Consider the following 17,605-nt stretch of genomic DNA (forward strand, 5'->3'; position numbering starts at 1 on the left):
ACCAGTCTAAGGACGTTGCCCGTCATCGATGGAGCACCCGATGAAGGTCGGCTCGGGCTCGAGTGTGATGCCGAAGGCGTCCTCGACACCGGTGACGACGGTCGCGGCGAGTTCGATCACATCGTCCGTGCTCGCGTGTCCCCGGTTCGTCAGTGCCAGGGTGTGCTTGGTCGACAGCGATGCCCGTCCCTCGCCGATGCTGAAGCCTTTGGCGAAACCGGCATGCTCGATCAGCCAGGCCGCCGAAGTCTTCGTCTTCCCCTCGAGCTTCGCTCCGCTGAGCGGATCGGTCACCGGGTAGCGAGGAGCCTCGGCCGGCAGGATCTCTGCATCCTCGACGATGGGGTTGGTGAAGAAGGAACCGGCCGACCAGGAGTCATGGTCGGCCGCATCGAGGACCATGCCCTTCGAGCGGCGCAGCGCGATGACGTTCTCGCGCACGCGCTTCGCCGGGACGCAGGCACCGATTTCGACGTCGAGGGTCGAGGCCAGCTGAGCGTAGCGCACCGGCAGCGACTCGTCACTGCGTCGGAGGTCGAAGGTCACCGAGAGCACGACGAACTGCGGGGTGCCGACCGCGATCTGGGCGCGTTTGAGCGCCGAGGTGCGGTAGCCGAATTCGAGTTCGACGGCGGTGAGGTGGCGGACCTGCCCGGCCACACGGTCGAAGACCTCGACCGAGGAGATGAGCTCACCGACCTCGGTGCCATAGGCGCCGACGTTCTGGATCGGGGTCGCACCGACCGATCCGGGGATCCCGGACAGCGCTTCGAGCCCGGAGAGGCCGAGGTCGAGCGTATGGGAGACGAACGCATCCCAGTCCTCCCCCGCCTCGGCGGTGACCCGGGTGTCGGTCGTCGTGGTCTCGGTCGTCTCCACTCCGGTGGTCCGGACCACACAGACCGCGCCGTCGAACCCTGCATCGGAGATGAGCAGATTCGATCCTCCGCCGATGAAGAGCACCCCGGACCTCTCTTGACCGCTGAGTTCGAGCGGATGGGCACGGCAGAAGTCGAGCAGCTCGTCGCGGGTGTTCGCGACGGTGACCTGCGAGGCCGATCCGCCGAGGCGGAAGGTGGTGAAGGCCGCGAGTTCCTGCTTGAGAGCCTCGGTCACCGCGAGATCCGAACCTGGGTGCGGCTGAGGACATCGGCCTCACCGGACTTCACGGTGATGTCGATGCGGGCGGTGCCGACCGCGGGGTCGACGGCGCCGACCGTGCCGGTGAGCTTGAGCGAGGCCGTCGGGGTCGCCGGTGATCCGGTTTCGGCATCGGGGACGACGACGGGTGCGGAGAAGCGGGTCCGGTAGTCCACGATCGCACCGGGGTCGCCGAGCCATTCGGCGACGGGGGCGATGACGGCTGCCATCGAGAGCATTCCGTGGGCTATGACATCGTCGAGTCCGACCTCGCGGGCAAAGCGTTCGTTCCAGTGGATCGGATTGTGGTCGCCCGAGGCGGCGGCGTAGTCGACCAGAGAAGCGCGCGACAGCGGGATCTCGGCTTCCACGACGGTGTCACCGATGGTCAGTGTGGAGAAGTCGATGGTGCTCATTCTCCGTCTCCTCTCACGACGATGGTCGAGGTCACGGTGACGACTGGCTGCTGCGCGGCATCGGCGATCTCGGTGCGGGTGGTGATCATGGCGTTGCTGCCGGCGGCCCGGACTCCGTCGACGTGGGTGACGGCGGACAGGACGTCACCGGCGACGATGGGGCGGGTGAACGAGAACTGCTCGGAGCCGTGGACGACCCTCGAGAAGTCGATGCCCGAATCGGGATCGGCGATATAGGCGGCCTCGGATTTCTGCGCGATGATCACGGCGAAGGTGGTCGGGGCGACGACGTCGCGGTAACCCAGCGCGGTGGCCGCCTCGGTGTCGAAATGGTAATCGGCCTTCGCTCCGGTGGCGAGCGCGAATTCCGCGATCGCCTCCCTGGAGACCTCGTAGGGCCGAGGCAGGGAGAACGAGGCCCCCTGCTTCTCCGTATTCACCGGCATATGCGCTCTCTCTTCCACTGGGGTCGGTATCGACACCAGCCTAAAGCACGGCCCTCGGGCGACGCTCACCGGCGAAGAATTGATCGCGCGTTCGTGTCCGGTTCACACAATTCCTGCACCATCAGGCTCATGGCCCCGAAACTGGTATATGTTGTCCACATCACATCAGCTAAGGAGTAGTGCGATGACGAACGAGTCCCCCAGTGCTGACCCGACGAGCCCCGAGCCACAGGCGGTGAAACCCGGGGCCCGAGTCAAAGACGCAGTCGCGGTCCCCTCACCGCAAGCGCCCGGTCCCGCTGCCCCCGCAGCTGCCGCACCAGCAGCCGCCGCTTCCGGATCCGGTCCGGCGCCTGTTCCTGCCGATCTCACCCCGCCTCAGGTCGAGGTGGCCGTGGCCACCGATGCAGCTTATGCCGGCAAGGAAGCCGACAGAGTCCAGCTGCGCCGACCGCTGCGCAACATCTCCGAGGTCCGGCACTTCTTCCGCACGAATCAGACGCCGATCTATTTCGTCGGAGCCACCCCGTTCAACCTGCTCGGCCTCGACCGGTGGGTGCGCAATTTCTCCTACATCACCTACTACGACGGGTGGGACGGCGGACATCCGCGGGTGTTCTCCCCGCGTTACAAGCCCTATGTCGAGTTCGAATCGGGTGAGGCGATCAACAATTGGCTCCTGCTCAACGCCGAGGTGCGTGCTCATATGACGCGCAGTGTTCCCCATGGTGAGCGGGTCAAGGTCGCGATGGTCTTCTTCGATGAGGAGACGGAGCGGATCTGCCGGGAACTCGGCTACGACCTCATCCTGCCTTCGGCGGCGCTGCGCAATCAGCTCGATTCGAAGATCGAGACGACGAAGCTGGGCAATGAGGCCGGTGCGTTCTCCGTCCCGAATGTGCTGACCACTGCCGACACCTATGAAGAGCTCAATGAGCGGGCCGCCGAGGCGGGGCTGGGCACGGATCTCGTCGTGCAGACTCCGTACGGTGATTCGGGCAAGACGACGTTCTTCATCTCCGATTCCTCAGGTTGGCAGACGCACAAGGACGACATCGTCGGCGAGCAGCTGAAGGTGATGAAGCGGATCAACAACACCCCGGTCGCCGTCGAGGCGGTCATCACCTCCAGCGGTGTCGTCGTCGGTCCGTATCTGACCGAGCTGGCCGGTTTCGCCGAGCTCACCCCGTACAAGGGCGGTTGGTGCGGCAATGAGATGAAACCCGATGTCCTCAACGCCGAACAGCGGGAGAAGACCCGCGAGCTCGTGCGCAGGATGGGCGAAGGTCTGCGCAAACGCGGTTATCGAGGCTTCTTCGAAGTCGACGTCCTCGTCGACCTCGACAACGACGACTGCTACCTCGGCGAACTCAATCCGCGGATCTCCGGTGCGTCGGCGATCACGAACGTCACCGCCGGAGCCTATGCCGACGTGCCGCTGTTCCTGTTCCACCTGCTCGAGTACCTCGAGGTCGAATTCGACCTCGATGTCAAGGAGATCAACGAGCGGTGGGAGGAGCTCTCCGGGGCCGATGAGTGGAGCCAGATGATCATCAAGGAGACGGCTCCGATCACCGAGTACATCACGCATTCGCCGCTGACGGGTCAGTACTATCTCGATCAGTACGGGACGCTGACCTACAAGCGCGCGGCCCTGGACTGGCACCCGCTGCAGAACGGCAGCGAGGTGTTCTTCCTGCGCATCTTCGGTGCCGGGGACTACCGGTGGAAGGGCGCGGACCTCGGAGTGCTGGTGACGAAGAATCCGCTGCAGACGAACGTCGGCGGGCCCGATGCGCTGAGCATCCGTGCCAAGCACTTCATCGATTCGATCCGTGCGATGTACGCCGGAGTTCCGGTCGTCCCGGACGATCCGTCACCGGCCCTCGGCGGGCCCGGAGCCAAGGGCGACTGAACCGGACCCGGGCCGCCTCGGTGATAATCTCAAAATGACCCGAGGCGGCGCTCAGCTGCCGTCCGCGGACCCGTTCCGCGGACAGACCGACCCGAGAATCAGAGGTGAAGAGTGATCGAACCGTCACCGAAGCAGACTGCGGCCACTCCCCCGGCGGACCAAGCCGTGACCCCGTTGGCACCCGTCGATCCGGCGGCCGGAATCGACCGGGACAACTGGCAGGACCCCGACAATGTCCGTTGGTCGTTCCAGAACGTCGCACGGGTCCTGCCGACGACGCCGATCTCCCGGGGCGTCGGGCCGGTGGCGGAGCTGCCCGCCGATCTGCAGGATCTCGGCGCGGTCGAAGTTCCCGCGACGGAGTACTCGGAAGCTCGCAGCGTCCGCAGCGTGATCGAATCCACCGACACGGATGCCTGGATGCTCATGCACAACGGGATAGTGCTCACCGAAGAGTACTTCGGGGAGATGACCCCGTCGACCGAGCATCTGCTCATGTCGGTGTCCAAATCGCTCGTCGGCACCGTCGCCGGGGTCCTCGTCGGTTCCGGCGACCTCGACCCGAACCGCCTCGTCTCCGACTATGTGCCCGAACTCGCCGACTCCGGCTATGCCGGTGCCACGGTGCGCCACATCCTCGACATGCGTTCGGGCATCCGCTTCTCCGAGAACTACCTCGACCCGAACTCCGAGGTCAGGCAGATCGAGGAGTCGATCGGCTGGTCAGAGGCGAGGCGGGAGAACCCGGGCATCGGCATGTACGAGTTCCTCACCACTCTTGAGGCGAAGTCCGAGCACGGCGGGGTCTTCGAATACCGGTCGTGCGAGACCGATGTGCTCGGTTGGGTGTGTGAGAAGATCGCCGGCGAGCGCATGCAGTCGCTCATGTCGCGAGTTCTGTGGTCGCGGATCGGTGCCGAACAGGATGCGCTCATCGCCACCGACCAGTACGGGGTCGGGATGTTCGACGGCGGCATCAACACGACTCTGCGCGATCTCGCCCGCTTCGGCTTCGTCTACACCAACCGCGGTCAGTCGCTGACCGGTCAGCAGGTTGCTCCGACGACGTGGATCGGCGATACGCTCACCACCTCCGACGACGTGCGGCAAGCGTTCGCCGATGGGCCCGGAGACAATCGGATGCCGGGCGGGGCGTATCACAACCAGTTCTGGTTCCCGTTCCCCGACTCTCATGCCTTCCTCGCTCTCGGCATCCACGGGCAGATGATCTACATGAACCCGGGTGCGAACGTCCTCGGAGTCAAACTCTCGAGTTGGGGGCTGCCGCAGGATGCGACGAAGATGTTCCCGACGATCCGGGCTTTCGAGGCCCTCGCGAACGCCGTCAACTCCCCCGCCGCGGAATGAGCGTCACCACCACCTCATCGAACTGAACGTCATCACCCACGCGGAGCAGTCGGAACCGGACACCGCGGAGCATCACGCACCGCTGCCCGCACACCGCACGGTCACTCGTGCACCGCACCGGCCACGCGCTCCCCTACAGGTACTCACCCATCACTCCTCGCTCCTCGCATGAACACCCGCTGCAAAGGGTGGTTATGCGAGGAGCGGTGAGTGATGCTCACTTCTCTGCCCGAAAGATGATCATTCCACTGCCCGGATGTGCCCGAATCGTCACAGGTGTCGCCGGATCTGCACACCGAACCGGGGATCTGCGGCAATGGGCCGTGGCAGAATCGTGGTGTATCGACAACGCTTGTGATCGCCAGAGCGCGAAGGAGAAACAGATGGCCCCGATTCGCCGGTCCACTTGGACGCCCCGCCTGCTGACGGCGGCGGCTGGAACCGCTCTCGCCCTGTCCCTGACAGCGTGCGGAGGCTCCGGAGACGACAAGCCGGCAGAGGATCAGAAGTCCGAAGCAGCCCAGACCGAAAAGGGCGGGTTCGGCGGCGGTGCCGTCGAGTCGGAAGCGGCCGAAGCCCCGGGTTCTGAACCCGCCGAGGCGGAGCCCACCGACACGAAGTCGACCGACCCGTTCGCCGACGCTGCGAAGACGACGAACTGGGCCAGTGACGCCGGGATGAAGATCGACAAGAAGGGCAACGGCGTCGTGCCCGCTTCATCGATCGAAGCCGACCTCGTCGACCTGTTCGAGAACAAGCTCGAATTGAAGGTCAAGGAAGCCGCATGCGATTCCGATATGGAGCTCAGGGAATGGTACGGATACAAATCGTGCCAGGTCACCATCAAGGACAAAGAGGCCTACAACGGTGAGAAGAAGTACTTCGGATCGGTGAAGATCGTCGATCACAAGGACAAGATGGTCAAGTACGAGCTCATGTTCCCCGGCATCGACAAGGATGACTTCGACTTCAAGGACTGACCACCGAGGGGACCGTCGGGCCACCGAGGTGACGCTCAGGTCACCGAGGCGGTCCCCAGGTCACCGACGGGTCCTCAGGTCATCGCTCGGCCGCCGAGTGCCCGGCTGCACTCCTTTCGTCGTCCGCAGAGCTTTCGCTCTTACGGGCGACGAGCCGTTTCCGGGGATGACCGGACGAACCGCTGATGACGTAACGCCCGCCTGCCTCGGTGGGAGGTCGACTCGGTTCGTCCAGGGCCTCGCGGATGATCCGCCGCGGATCGTATTGTCGGGGATCGAGCGTCTGCCAGTCCTCGGCGCCCATCGATTCGGTCGCACGAGTCCGTGCCGTGTCGACTTGGACACGGAGCAGGCGGACGAGCTCGCCGAGCTTCTGCGCGCAGTGCGGCAGCCGCCGCGGGCCGATGATGATCGCGGCGATGACGCCGACGATGATCATCTTCTCGAAATTCAGGCCGAACATGTCCGAGTCCTTTCCGCGGGCGGAGTCTGTCTGGTGATCGAGTTCTGCGATCGCGCGGCCTGTGACCGTTCGATCCGCGTGGGATCGACGTCTCCGCGAGCCCGATCGTGGATCCACGCGATGACCAGCGCTGCGAGGAAGAGCAGCGCCATCGGGGCTGCGACGAAGAACATCGAGAGGACATCGGCGGCCGGCGTGACCAGAGCGGCGAAGACCACGATGGCCACGATGCTCACACGCCAGGCCCGGGCGATCGCCCGTGCCGAGAGCAGGCCGATGAAGTTGAGGACGACGAGGAAGACCGGGAGGACGAAGGCGATGCCGGTGGCGATGACGATCTTGAACACGAAGTCGAAGTAGTACGACGCCTGCAGGATCGTGCTGTCCTCGGACGAAGCGAAGGAGGTGAGCACCTCGACCATCCGCGGGAAGATGAACAGGCCGGTGAGGCAGCCGCCGACGAAGAGGGGAAGTGCGACGCCGAGGAAGCCGAAGGTGTACTTCTTCTCCTTCGCCGTCAGCCCTGGGGTGAGGAAGCCGAAGACCTCCCCCAGCCACACCGGGCTGGAGAGGATGATTCCGGAGTACACGGCGATGCGCAGCTGAAGGTCGAAGGCGCCGGTGACGCTGTCGAAGTTGAGCGAGGCGCTGCGGGATGCGGCGAGTTCGGTGATCGGAGCACGAAGGCCGTCCATGACGAGATCCGAGGTGAGATAGCCGATGACGGTGCCGATGAGCAGCGCGACCGCCGCGCGCACCGCTCGTGTCCGCGCCTCCCGCAGGTGCGCGGACAGCGGCGTCTTCTCCGCGGCGGTGGTCATGACCGTGGTCGCGTCGTGTCGGATGCGGTGTCCGCAGCGGTGGAATCGACCCTCGCCGAGGCGGGCGTGGGGTTGGGATCGGCGATGACCGGGTCGGTCACCGCCTCGTGGTGGGGCGGTGCAGGCGCCGAATCATCCGACCGCTTGTCGGTCGTTTCGTCCTTGAGGATGCGCACGGACTGTCCGAGGCTCTTGGCGAGTGCGGGCAGTTTGGCTGCGCCGAAGACGAGGATGATGATGGCGAGGATGACGAGGGCGTGCCAGCCCGTGAGGTTGTGCAGCATGATGGTCGGCCTTTCGAATGGGTGGTCTGGTGTGGCTATGCCATCGGGTTCGTGTCGGTTGGTCACTTCTCGGTCGGGGCGTTCAGCTGTCGTCGCTTCCGGATGAACCGTCTGCGGACGATCCGCCCGCAGACGGTGTTCCGCCGTCCGGTCCGGCCCCTCCTTCAGGAGGGTTTCCGCCCTCAGGAGGGGTTCCGCCCTGACCGCCGCCGCTTCCTGGGGCTGCGCCGCCGGCCGGTTCGGTGTCGGTGTCGACGGAGACGTCGAGTGAGGCGGAGTACCCGGACTCCGTGTCGCCGCTGATCGTGGCGAGCTGGTGCTCTCCTCCGTCATCGCCGAAGACATTGTCATCGTCGAGAGTGATGGCCGAGAGGTTCTTCGCCGATCCGTCGTAGGCGTCGAGGGCGAACACGGCGTCGCAGGCATCCTCGGGCAGGGCCATCTGCGAGGTGGCGATAGCGTTCTCGGCATCGGTGATGGAGTCGACGTCCGGGTAGACCTCGAAGTGGATGTGGGTCCACCGGCTGGAGTAGCAACCGGGGAAGACCGAGGTGAAGGTGACTTCACCGGCGGCATCGGCGACTTGGACACCGCGCAGCCAGGTCGCGTCCTCGACTCCGTCGGAATACATCGAGTAGCGGCCCTGAGCGTCACAGTGCCAGGCGTAGACGGCGACGCCCTCGAACGGGGCATTGTCACCGGCCATATCGGTGACCTTGAGGGTGAAGGTCAGGGGCACACCGTCGACGGTGTCGGTGCCGTCGATGTTCGCCCGGATGTCCGAGCGCACGATTCCGGACTCTTCGAGGATGTCCGGGCCGTTCGAGCCGTCTGCAGGATACGGTCCGGCCGTCTCGTCGGGGATCTCGGTGACCGATCCGCCGCCGCTCGTGGCCGAATCCGTCGTGCCGGAGGCTGCGGAGGTGCACGCGGCCAGGGCCATGGTGCCGACACCGGCGCCGACGAGTCCGAAAACTCCGCGGCGGCTGAAGAGGGTGCGGATGTCGAACGAGGCGCCCTGATCGACGACCTCCTCGTCGGGACGGTCGAGGAGCCGTCCTTCGTAGGCGGGTCCGTTCGAGGTCTGGTCGGGTTCGGGTACGCGAGCCATGAGCTGTCCTTCCTTCGATGATGTGATGACACCATCGTGGTGACCGGCTCTGGCGCAGGACTGTGGCGTTCCTGGGCCGCGACTGTAGATGCTCAGGCGGGCTGAGTTCCGTCCCACCAGTCGAGGACCCGCTGGGCCTGCAATGTCACCCATTTCGACGGTTCACCGGCGGGCACATCGGTGTGGAGCCAGACGTCGCCATCGAGTCGGTGCTCCTGTTCCCAGCGTCCGTCCTCGCTCCTGCGGGAACGGATCGACTCCACGGCCTCGCTCATCCGCGGATCCGGTTCGGTTCCGTCGATGCTCGTCGCTTCGCGGAAGTAGTCGAGGGCGGGCAGGATTCCGTAGAACCACCGCCTGGGATGGAACAGTGCGAGGGCGCGTTCGTCGAAGGGTTCACCGGTGCCTCGGCGGCGGAACAGATTCCTGGAGAGGAGGTACTCCTCTCCCCCGGCTCTGGCGCGCTGCACACGTGGGCCGTCACCGGTGTGCTTCTGGTAGTCGAGGAGGGCGATCAGAGCGTTGAGGGTGGAGTGATAGGACGAGACCTCCGAGCCTTCGACCCATTCGCAGTTCCATCCGCCGTCGGGAAGTTGGTGCTCGAGGAACCAGTCGACGAGGCCGTCGACATCGGCGTCCAGCCACAGACCGTTCGACAGCGTCCACGAATTGATGCACACGTCGACCTCACCGTCCCAGTAGGGAAGGTCTTCGTATTCCCACCGCGCGGCCCTGAGCCTCTCGGCCGTTCCCTCCAACGCCGAGGCGGCCAACCCCCATTCGCGCAGGTCCTTCAGCGCCCACGTCGTCGCCGTCCAGGGCTGTGCTCGGTCATCGTCGAAGGTGAAGTCGGACGGGAAGAACGCCCCGCCGGCCCATTGCCCGTCCGAGCCCTGGTGGGACAGCAGAGCGGCGCCGAAGCCCTCGTGGGCGACTTTCGCTCGGGTTGCCTGCCAGCTCGTTTCCTCGGCACCGAGCAGGTCGCGTTCGACCTGCCACCGCAGTGCCGGATCGGAATCGAGCAGCCAGTCGGACAGTTGTGTGCTGATCATCGTTGATCTCCCACGTCGGTCGAACAGTCTCTTCGAGAGTAGGTGCCGAACCGTGCGATGACCATACCCCAGTCGCGGAAGACGGCTGAAAGGATTGTCGCCGAGGCGGGCCTTGACCCTGTTCCGAGCACAGGGGCTTCCATGGCAGTCAGACAGAGACGACCAGTGAAAGGACTTGACGATGTCTGCTGCGAACAGCCTGGACGAGGCTCCCCGTCCCTTCGGTGCTCAGCTCACGATGCGCTGGTGGGTGCCCATTCTGCTGACCGTCCTCGTGGTCGGCGCCACCTACGCGCTGCAGGCGCTGTTCCTCTCCGCCGCCGCGATCATCGAAGTCGGCCTGTGGGACAAGGACCCCCACGATGCCACCCTGACACCGCTGACCTATCTGGCGACGAACCTCGCGATCATCCTGTTGGCTCCGCTGACGCTCATGGTCCTGCGACTGGCGACGAAGACGCCGTGGCGCAGCGTCATGACCACCATCCGCCGGGTTCTCCTGGCGCCGGCTCGGAAGCTATACGCTGCTGCTTGCGGGGCTGATGATCGTCCTCAACGTAATCCTCGCCTTCGTTCAGCCCTCTCCCGGTTCGGCCTTCCAGGTCACCGGAACGACGACCCTGCTGCTGGCAGTCGTGCTGCTGACCACCCCGCTTCAGGCCGCCGCCGAGGAGATCACCTTCCGGGGAGTGTTCACGGCATCGTACGCGTCGTGGATCCGTGCCGCGCGCCCCGCGCTTATCGTCGGAATCAGCCTGTCGACCCTGCTGTTCGCGCTCCTGCACACGACTTCGGATCCGTGGATGTTCCTCAGCTACCTCGGGCTCGGTGCGAGCACGGCTCTCATGGCGCTGCTCGGTCGTGGCCTGGAGGCGTCCATTGCGTTCCACGCGATGAACAACGTCTTCGCCATGGCGATCGGTTCGCTCTTCGCCTTCGGCGGAGGGATCAGCCAGGACCGTTCGGCCGGTGCCGCAGGACCGTACATGCTGCTGTTCATCCTCGCCCAGGCGATCGCTGTGGTGCTGGTGTGGAGGATCGAGAAGAGGCGGACGCATGACTCCGAAACGGGGAGATCAGAGCTACGCTCAGCCGCGCAGTGACCGCTCCCAAGCCAAGGTCGCGAGCGCGGCTGCTTGGTCGGGGAGGTGAGCATCGTCGAACAGAACCTCGGGTGAATGATTGATCGCAGCCGTCTCCGGATCGATGCCTTCGGGTGACACGAAGAAGAACACGAAGGCACCGGGCACCTGCTCGAGCACGAAGGAGAAGTCCTCGGACCCCATGAGCGGATCCGGGACCTGCACCACTCGCTCGACGCCGAATCGATCGGTCAGAGAGGCCAATGCGAAGGCGGCTTCGTCGCCGTCATTGACCGTGACGGGGTACTGCTCGGTCCAGACCACCTCGGCCGTGCACCCGTGTGCTGCCGCGATCGACTCTGCCTGCCGTGCGGCGAGTTCGGGGAACTTCCGCGTCGTCTCGTGGGAGAGAGTGCGCACGGAGGCCCCGAGTTTCGCCGAGGCGGGGATGACGTTGACGGCCTCTCCTGCCTCCAGCTGGGTCACCTGGGCGACGATGGGGTCGAAGACGCTGAATGATCCGGTGACCATCGACTGCAGTGCCTGTCCGAGTTCGAGGATCGGACGGACCGGGTCGACGGCATCTTCCGGTCGTGAGCTGTGTCCGCCGCTGCCGTGCATGGTCACGTGCAGCGTATTCGCTCCAGCCATGATCGTGCCCGGCCTGGTCACAAAGGTTCCCGGCGGTCCCGGGGCCACGTGGATCGCGTAGGCGGCATCGGGCCTCTGCCCGATGGCTTCGAACATCCCTTCTTCGAGCATGATCTTCGCCCCGCCCATGCCCTCTTCGCCGGGTTGGAACATGAAGGCCACGGTCCCTGAGAGGTCGGCCTGATGGGCGGACAGCAGCTGTGCGGCTCCGACCAGTCCCGAGACATGGAGATCGTGTCCGCAGGCGTGCATGTTTCCGTTCGCCGACGCGAAATCGAGTCCGGTCGCCTCGACGACGGGCAGAGCGTCCATGTCCCCGCGCAGCAGCACTGTCGGGCCGGGGTGTGCTCCCCGCAGGACAGCGACGATCGAGCTGAGCCCCTGACCGAGGGTGACCTCGAGCGGCAGTCCTTCGAGGGCTCGGAGAACGCGCCGTTGCGTCTCCGGCAGGTTGAGACCGACTTCGGGATTGCGATGGAGATCGCGGCGCAGTTCGCGCAGATCGTCGGCAAGGGCGCGGGCTTCGCTGGTGAAATCGAGTGGCACGGTGTGCTGTCCTTCTGGGAGTCGGCGCAGGAAGCGGCAGGTCGTCCTTCTGGCCCACCGCAGACATCCGCTGAACGGGTCAGCGGGAGATCAGTGCTCGCTTCGGAGGGTCGGGGAACCATGCGTCGCTGTCTTTGACGAGGACCCCGCCCTGGAGGATCGCTTTGACGTTGTCCGGTTCGGCCAGCGGCGTGATGTCGGTGATGGGATCGAAGTCGACGATGATGAGGTCCGCGAGTCTTCCCGCTTCGAGTGTGCCGATGTCGCCGTCGAGACGGAGGAGTTCGGCGGCGCTGCGAGTGCCGGCCACGATGGCCTCCATCGGATTCAGCCCGAGTTCGACGGCATGGACTGGTTCCCACAGGTTCTGCCCGTGCGGGCACACTCCGGAGTCCGTGCCCAGAGCCGTCCGGACCCCTGCCTCGAGCGCTACCGCCACGCGTTCGCGGGCGATCGCCGACCACTTGGCCTTCTTCTCGTAGAGGTAAGCGGGAACGTCCCGGGGATCCGGCACGCGCAGGGCACTCGTGAGCGTGGGGACCAGGAACATCCCATGTTCGAGCATGAGGTCGATGCCTTCATCGTCGATTCCGTAGCCGTGTTCGATCGATGCGGCGCCGCCGCGGATGGCCGCCTTGATTCCTTCCGCCCCTTGGGCGTGGGCGGCGACCGGCTGGTGTGAACGCTTCGCCGTCTCGGCGACGATGAGTCGCACATGCTCCTCGGGGACACCGATGTCATCCGGGGTGTCCGTCGGACTCGACACTCCGCCGGTCGTGCAGACCTTGACGACGTCAGCCCCTCCTCGCACGAGAAGCCTCACCACCCGCCGAACGTCGTCATCGGTGTCGATGATCGGGTCCATCGGCAGCCCCATCGGCACCGGCCGGCCGTTGGGCAGAGTGAAGTCGGCGTGACCGCCGGTCGGGGAGAGCGGGACGATGGCGATGTGCATGCGCGGTCCTCGGATGAGGCCGGCCTCGACGGCGTCTCTGACTCCGCGGTCGATTCCGCCGAGATCGCGGACCGTCGTCACACCGGCCATCAGAGTCTGATTCGCTCGCAGCCCCATCCGGAACACGCGCTCGGAACCGAATCGCGCCGCCTCGGCAGGCTGGTCTTCGATGGACAGGCCCAGGTGGACATGCGCATCGATGAACCCCGGCAGGATGGTCTTGCCGGTCAGATCGACGACAGTGACAGTCGGCTCGTCGCGCCTGCCGCCTTCCACGGACTCGTCACATCGGCGGGCGGGGCCTGCGTAGACGATACGTCCGCCGTCGACCTCGATCTCGGCGTCGGCGACAACCTCACCGCCGGTGCCGTCGATGAGCCTGGCGCCCCGGAGGATGAGTCGGTCGCCGCCGTCAGGCGTGGTGGGAAGGTAGGCAGCCGCCGTGCGGGACTCCCTGTCATCATTTCCAGTGGCGCGCTTCACACGGCAAGACTTGCACGGTCGGCAGGAGACGCGCAATACCGGGACGGGGAGTTCCCGAATACAGAAACTCCCCCACCGGACTCTTCGTCGCGATGAGGGAGTTGAACGGTAGCGGGAGGGGGACTCGATCCCCCGACCTCACGATTATGAGTCGTGCGCTCTAACCAGCTGAGCTACCCCGCCCCAGCGCCGCATTCCAGGCGGCACGAGAGCCCCGAAAGGGAATCGAACCCTTGACCTTCTCCTTACCATGGAGATGCTCTGCCGACTGAGCTATCGGGGCAACAGGTAAGAATTTACACGGGTTCGCATTCCTAGGGCAAATCGGGGCAAAGTGACCTCACTCACAGGCGATCGATTCCGTACCGAGGCTCGCAGAAGTCCTCGCAGCCTCAGCGTCACGACCACTGGGGGTTCCTATTTCACGGGGTCGAATCGACCCGCGAGGAATCCCTGCAGGCGACCGGGGTGGTTCGTGATGATCCCGTCGACCTCGGCCCCGAGGAGCTCCCGCCATTCGTTCATCCCATCCACGGTCCAGACGAAGACACCGAGGTCGTTGTCCATGATCTCGGTGACCACCGATCTGCGCATGGAAAACCCCTTGTAGGAAGGATTGATCGCCACCGCTCCGAGCTCACGAGCGATCTCGATATCTTCGGGCTTGGGAACCATGCGCAACAGGAAGCGAGCCACCATCGGCAGCATGTCTCGGCAGGTCTCGAGCGTCTCTATATTGAACGACTGGACGATCATCCGGTCGGCGATTCCGGTCTCCACAACCAACTCGGAGATCCTCGCCACCGCACCCGATGACCACTCCCCCTTGAGCTCGAGCAGGAGCTCGCCGCCTCGGTGCTGGATATCGCGCATCACCGCCGACAGGGTGGGGATCCGCACTCCGTGGAATCCCGGCCCCATCCAAGAGCCCGCGTCGACGAACGACAGCTCTTCGGCGGTGAGGCTGGCAACTGGGCCTTTGCGATTGGTGGTCCGGTCCAGATCCGGGTCGTGGAGGATCACGGGCACACCATCGGCGCTGGTCGAGGTGTCGACCTCGATGAAGTCGACTCCGAGCGCGCGGGCCGCGTCGACCGCGGCCAGACTGTTCTCGGGCACGACTGCCGAATACCCTCGATGCGCGATCACCAGTGGTCGACTCCCGGGGCCGGGGCGCTCATGGATGCCTCGTTCGTTCAGGAACTGCAGAAAGCTCATGAGTTCACCCTATGCCCTGACCGCTCAAAGCCGCATGACGGCCACCGCCACCGAGGCGACCGCCATCGCACCCACGCTCCCGCCTCGGCGCAGGTGACCGCTTCACCTCCACCTGAGCAATTCCCAGATGATGGGAAGTCAACTCGATTTCGACACAGACCGGGTCTCAGCGGATATCTTGTGAGTTACCTCACTTCCTATACACGAAGGTTCACCATGGAAGCTATCTACGCTGCCGCGATCGTCCTCGCCTTCATCGCTCTCGGCGAGTTGGTCTCAATCTGGTCGAAAGCCCGAGTTCCCAGTCTTCTGGTTGCGATGCTCGGCATCTTCGTCTTCGCCAAGTTGGGCGTGGTCCCGGAGACGGTCATCGACGACTCCTTGCTGCTTCAGGCCTACTCGTTCCTCGTGGCACCTCTGCTCTTCCACATGGGCTCGCTGATCCCGCTGCGCGTGATGCTCAAACAATGGCGTTCTGTGATCATCGCCGTCTCAGGCATGCTCGTGGCCGTACTGCTCATTCTGGCGATCGTCGCTCCGCTCTTCGGCTTCGAAACCTTCGTAGCAGGGTCCGGCCCGTTGGCCGGCGGCATCGTCGCCACCAGCCTGACGACAGAAGGGCTCACCGCCACCGGTGCCGCCTCGTCGATCGTCGTGCTTCCCGCCCTGGTCCTCATGCTGCAGTCGCTGCCGTCGATGCCGCTGACGAACTACCTCCTGCGTCGCTATGCCACGAAGCTGCGAGACAGCGGAGAGCTGCACGAACTCGCTCGTGCCCATCACGAGGAGGAAGAGGCGGCCGCGCAGAAGAAGAAGCTCGTCACGCTGCCGGGATTCCTCGTCGACAATCAGCTGTTCATGCTCTTCCTCATCCTCGTCGGCGGATCGCTCGCGACGCTGTTGGCTGTCCCGACCCACATTCCCTCATCCATCCTCGCCCTGATCCTCGGCATCCTCGCCACTGCGATCGGCCTCTCCCCCGACAAGGCCATGGAACGGTCGAACTCGTTCGGCATCGCCATGGCCGGTGTCATCGCCATCGTCATGGCACCGCTCGTCACCGCATCCGTCCAAGACGTCATCAACGCCTTCCTCCCCACGATCACCATTCTCGTCGTCGGCGGCTCGGGCATCGTCATCGGCGGATTCGTCGCCACGAAGCTCCTGCGCTGGAAGTCCGGGCTCGGAATGTCGGTCGCCCTCACCGCCATGTACGGCTTCCCTGCCGACTACCTTCTGACGAACGAGGTCGCGCGATCGATCGCCCGTGATGACGATGAGAAGGAAGCACTGCTCAATGTGATGCTTCCGCCCATGCTCGTCGGCGGGTTCACCTCGGTCAGTGCCGGTTCCGTCGTCATCGCCAGTGTGCTTGTCAGTCTGCTCTGACGATCTCTCACCGCTCCGAAGCCTCATCCGAAAGGACGCTATGCACGAACTGCTCGCCGAGGGGAAGACCCTCCTTCCCGAACTGCAGGAGCTGCGCCGAGAGCTCCACGCGAATCCCGAGATCGGCCTCCATCTGCCCCGCACACAGGCAGCCGTGATCTCTGCACTGGCCGATCTCGATCTCGAGGTGACCACGGGTCAGGAATCCACCTCGGTGGTCGCGATCCTCCGTGGTTCGCACCCGGACAGGCCGACCGACGCCCCCGCAGTCCTGCTGCGCGGCGATATGGACGGCCTGCCCCTGGAAGAGGACACCGACGAACCGTTCGCTTCGACCAATGGGAACATGCACGCCTGCGGACACGACCTGCACACCGCGGGACTTGTCGGTGCCGCACGACTGCTCCATGCACACCGCGATCAGCTCCGCGGAGATGTGGTCTTGATGTTCCAACCCGGCGAAGAGGGGTACAACGGCGCCTCGGTGATGATCCGCGAAGGCGTGCTCGAAGCTGCCGGACGTCCCGCGATCGCGGCGTTCGGCATTCACGTCACGACGAGCCCGCGAGGAATCCTCGGCACGAAGCCCGGCACTCTCCAGGCCGGCTCCAACGTCCTCAACGTCACCATCCACGGACGCGGAGGACACGGTTCGCAACCGCAGTCGGCCATCGATCCCGTGCCTGCGCTGGCCGAACTCGTCACCGCATGCCAGAACATGATCACGCGAAGCATCAGCACTTTCGATCCCATCGTCATGAGCATCACCCAGCTGAAAGCCAGCGATGCCGTCAACATCATCCCCGCCTCGGCGAGCATGGGTGCGACCATCCGGACACTCTCCGAATCGTCACTCGACATCGTCCGCTCCCGGTCTCGCCGACTGGCCGACGGCATCGCGGCCGCACACGACTGCACCGCCGAGGTCGACTTCCAGGTCCAGTATCCGGTGACGGTCAATGACGCTGCCGAGACGCGCTGGACACTCAACGAGCTCACCGGAACGCTCGGTGCGGACAGGGTCGTCGAGCTGGATCAGCCCATCATGCCGAGCGAGGATTTCTCGTTCGTGCTGCGAGAGGTGCCGGGAACATATCTCATGCTCGGTGCGAGACGTGAGGACGTGCCGCCGGAGCGTCAGAGCGACAATCATTCCCCGAACGTCGTCTTCGATGATTCTGTGCTCGGCGACCAGGCCGCGATCCTCGCTCATCTGGCGATCGCGCGACTGAAGAAGGCGACCGGTGCGGGGCCGCCCGCCAGCTCCTGAGAGCGCTGAACTCAC

The 17,605-nt window shown here is 64.9% G+C and carries 17 protein-coding genes and 2 tRNA genes; 6 read left to right on the top strand and 13 right to left on the bottom strand.

What is annotated here, in order from left to right:
• Nucleotides 1-6: 6 nt before the first annotated feature.
• Genes FHG09_RS14985 through FHG09_RS14995 form a run of 3 tightly spaced genes read right to left on the bottom strand, consistent with a single transcriptional unit; the run spans nt 7 to nt 2,002 of the window.
• A complete protein-coding gene (locus tag FHG09_RS14985; RefSeq protein WP_152348455.1) occupies nt 7-1,116 on the bottom strand; it encodes a UDP-N-acetylmuramate dehydrogenase in 1,110 nt (369 codons plus the stop codon).
• Nucleotides 1,113-1,556: a MaoC family dehydratase gene (locus tag FHG09_RS14990; RefSeq protein ID WP_152348456.1), complete on the bottom strand. Its 444-nt coding sequence runs from the start codon at nt 1,554-1,556 to the stop codon at nt 1,113-1,115. The genes FHG09_RS14985 and FHG09_RS14990 overlap by 4 nt, the downstream gene beginning before the upstream one ends.
• Nucleotides 1,553-2,002 (bottom strand): MaoC family dehydratase N-terminal domain-containing protein, encoded by a 450-nt coding sequence (locus tag FHG09_RS14995; RefSeq protein ID WP_152348457.1) that lies wholly within the window; start codon nt 2,000-2,002, stop codon nt 1,553-1,555. Before FHG09_RS14995 ends, FHG09_RS14990 begins: the two co-directional genes overlap by 4 nt.
• Before the next feature lie 184 nt (nt 2,003-2,186).
• On the opposite strand from FHG09_RS14995, the gene FHG09_RS15000 reads away from it, so the two are divergent.
• The 3 genes from FHG09_RS15000 to FHG09_RS15010 all read left to right on the top strand — a co-directional run bounded on the left by FHG09_RS15000 (nt 2,187) and on the right by FHG09_RS15010 (nt 6,265).
• On the top strand, nt 2,187-3,917 hold the full coding sequence (locus FHG09_RS15000) for a biotin carboxylase (RefSeq protein ID WP_227492796.1): 1,731 nt from the start codon (nt 2,187-2,189) through the stop codon (nt 3,915-3,917).
• A gap of 111 nt (nt 3,918-4,028) precedes the next feature.
• Complete coding sequence (locus FHG09_RS15005) at nt 4,029-5,285, top strand: serine hydrolase domain-containing protein (protein ID WP_227492797.1); 1,257 nt, start codon at nt 4,029-4,031, stop codon at nt 5,283-5,285.
• A 383-nt stretch (nt 5,286-5,668) separates the two neighbouring features.
• Entirely contained in the window at nt 5,669-6,265 is a 597-nt protein-coding gene (locus FHG09_RS15010; RefSeq protein ID WP_152348458.1) for a hypothetical protein, read from the top strand.
• Between the two features lie 79 nt (nt 6,266-6,344).
• Here FHG09_RS15010 and FHG09_RS15015 read toward each other — a convergent pair whose 3' ends face one another.
• The 5 genes from FHG09_RS15015 to FHG09_RS15035 all read right to left on the bottom strand — a co-directional run bounded on the left by FHG09_RS15015 (nt 6,345) and on the right by FHG09_RS15035 (nt 9,996).
• Nucleotides 6,345-6,728, bottom strand: a complete 384-nt coding sequence (locus tag FHG09_RS15015) for a twin-arginine translocase TatA/TatE family subunit (RefSeq protein ID WP_152348459.1) — start codon at nt 6,726-6,728, stop codon at nt 6,345-6,347.
• Nucleotides 6,716-7,549, bottom strand: coding sequence for a twin-arginine translocase subunit TatC (gene tatC, locus FHG09_RS15020; protein ID WP_152348460.1), 834 nt, complete (start codon nt 7,547-7,549; stop codon nt 6,716-6,718). The genes FHG09_RS15015 and tatC overlap by 13 nt, the downstream gene beginning before the upstream one ends.
• Nucleotides 7,546-7,833: a twin-arginine translocase TatA/TatE family subunit gene (locus FHG09_RS15025; RefSeq protein WP_152348461.1), complete on the bottom strand. Its 288-nt coding sequence runs from the start codon at nt 7,831-7,833 to the stop codon at nt 7,546-7,548. The genes tatC and FHG09_RS15025 overlap by 4 nt, the downstream gene beginning before the upstream one ends.
• Nucleotides 7,834-7,915: 82 nt before the next feature.
• Nucleotides 7,916-8,944 carry an intradiol ring-cleavage dioxygenase gene (locus FHG09_RS15030; protein WP_152348462.1) on the bottom strand — a complete coding sequence of 343 codons (1,029 nt, stop codon included), beginning with the start codon at nt 8,942-8,944 and terminating at the stop codon, nt 7,916-7,918.
• A gap of 92 nt (nt 8,945-9,036) precedes the next feature.
• The gene (locus FHG09_RS15035; protein WP_152348463.1) at nt 9,037-9,996 is read right to left on the bottom strand and encodes a squalene cyclase; all 960 of its coding nucleotides are present in this window, start codon (nt 9,994-9,996) and stop codon (nt 9,037-9,039) included.
• A 542-nt stretch (nt 9,997-10,538) separates the two neighbouring features.
• Here FHG09_RS15035 and FHG09_RS15040 point away from each other — a divergent pair.
• Nucleotides 10,539-11,099 carry a CPBP family intramembrane glutamic endopeptidase gene (locus FHG09_RS15040; protein ID WP_152348464.1) on the top strand — a complete coding sequence of 187 codons (561 nt, stop codon included), beginning with the start codon at nt 10,539-10,541 and terminating at the stop codon, nt 11,097-11,099.
• Here FHG09_RS15040 and FHG09_RS15045 read toward each other — a convergent pair.
• From FHG09_RS15045 to FHG09_RS15065, 5 genes are all read right to left on the bottom strand, one after another.
• Nucleotides 11,085-12,275 (bottom strand): M20 metallopeptidase family protein, encoded by a 1,191-nt coding sequence (locus FHG09_RS15045; RefSeq protein ID WP_152348465.1) that lies wholly within the window; start codon nt 12,273-12,275, stop codon nt 11,085-11,087. The genes FHG09_RS15040 and FHG09_RS15045 overlap by 15 nt on opposite strands.
• Before the next feature lie 79 nt (nt 12,276-12,354).
• Nucleotides 12,355-13,713, bottom strand: coding sequence for a metal-dependent hydrolase family protein (locus FHG09_RS15050; RefSeq protein WP_193627397.1), 1,359 nt, complete (start codon nt 13,711-13,713; stop codon nt 12,355-12,357).
• Nucleotides 13,714-13,822: 109 nt separating this feature from the next.
• A tRNA-Met gene (locus FHG09_RS15055) sits at nt 13,823-13,896 on the bottom strand.
• 27 nt (nt 13,897-13,923) lie between these two features.
• Nucleotides 13,924-13,996 (bottom strand) — tRNA-Thr (locus FHG09_RS15060).
• Nucleotides 13,997-14,130: 134 nt separating this feature from the next.
• Nucleotides 14,131-14,931: a glycerophosphodiester phosphodiesterase gene (locus tag FHG09_RS15065; protein WP_152348466.1), complete on the bottom strand. Its 801-nt coding sequence runs from the start codon at nt 14,929-14,931 to the stop codon at nt 14,131-14,133.
• A gap of 216 nt (nt 14,932-15,147) precedes the next feature.
• On the opposite strand from FHG09_RS15065, the gene FHG09_RS15070 reads away from it, so the two are divergent.
• Nucleotides 15,148-16,320, top strand: coding sequence for a hypothetical protein (locus tag FHG09_RS15070; protein ID WP_152348467.1), 1,173 nt, complete (start codon nt 15,148-15,150; stop codon nt 16,318-16,320).
• 40 nt (nt 16,321-16,360) lie between these two features.
• Nucleotides 16,361-17,590: a M20 metallopeptidase family protein gene (locus tag FHG09_RS15075; RefSeq protein WP_152348468.1), complete on the top strand. Its 1,230-nt coding sequence runs from the start codon at nt 16,361-16,363 to the stop codon at nt 17,588-17,590.
• Nucleotides 17,591-17,605: the final 15 nt, after the last annotated feature.

Source organism: Brevibacterium sp. CFH 10365 (assembly GCF_009299785.1).
Taxonomy (GTDB): domain Bacteria; phylum Actinomycetota; class Actinomycetes; order Actinomycetales; family Brevibacteriaceae; genus Brevibacterium; species Brevibacterium limosum.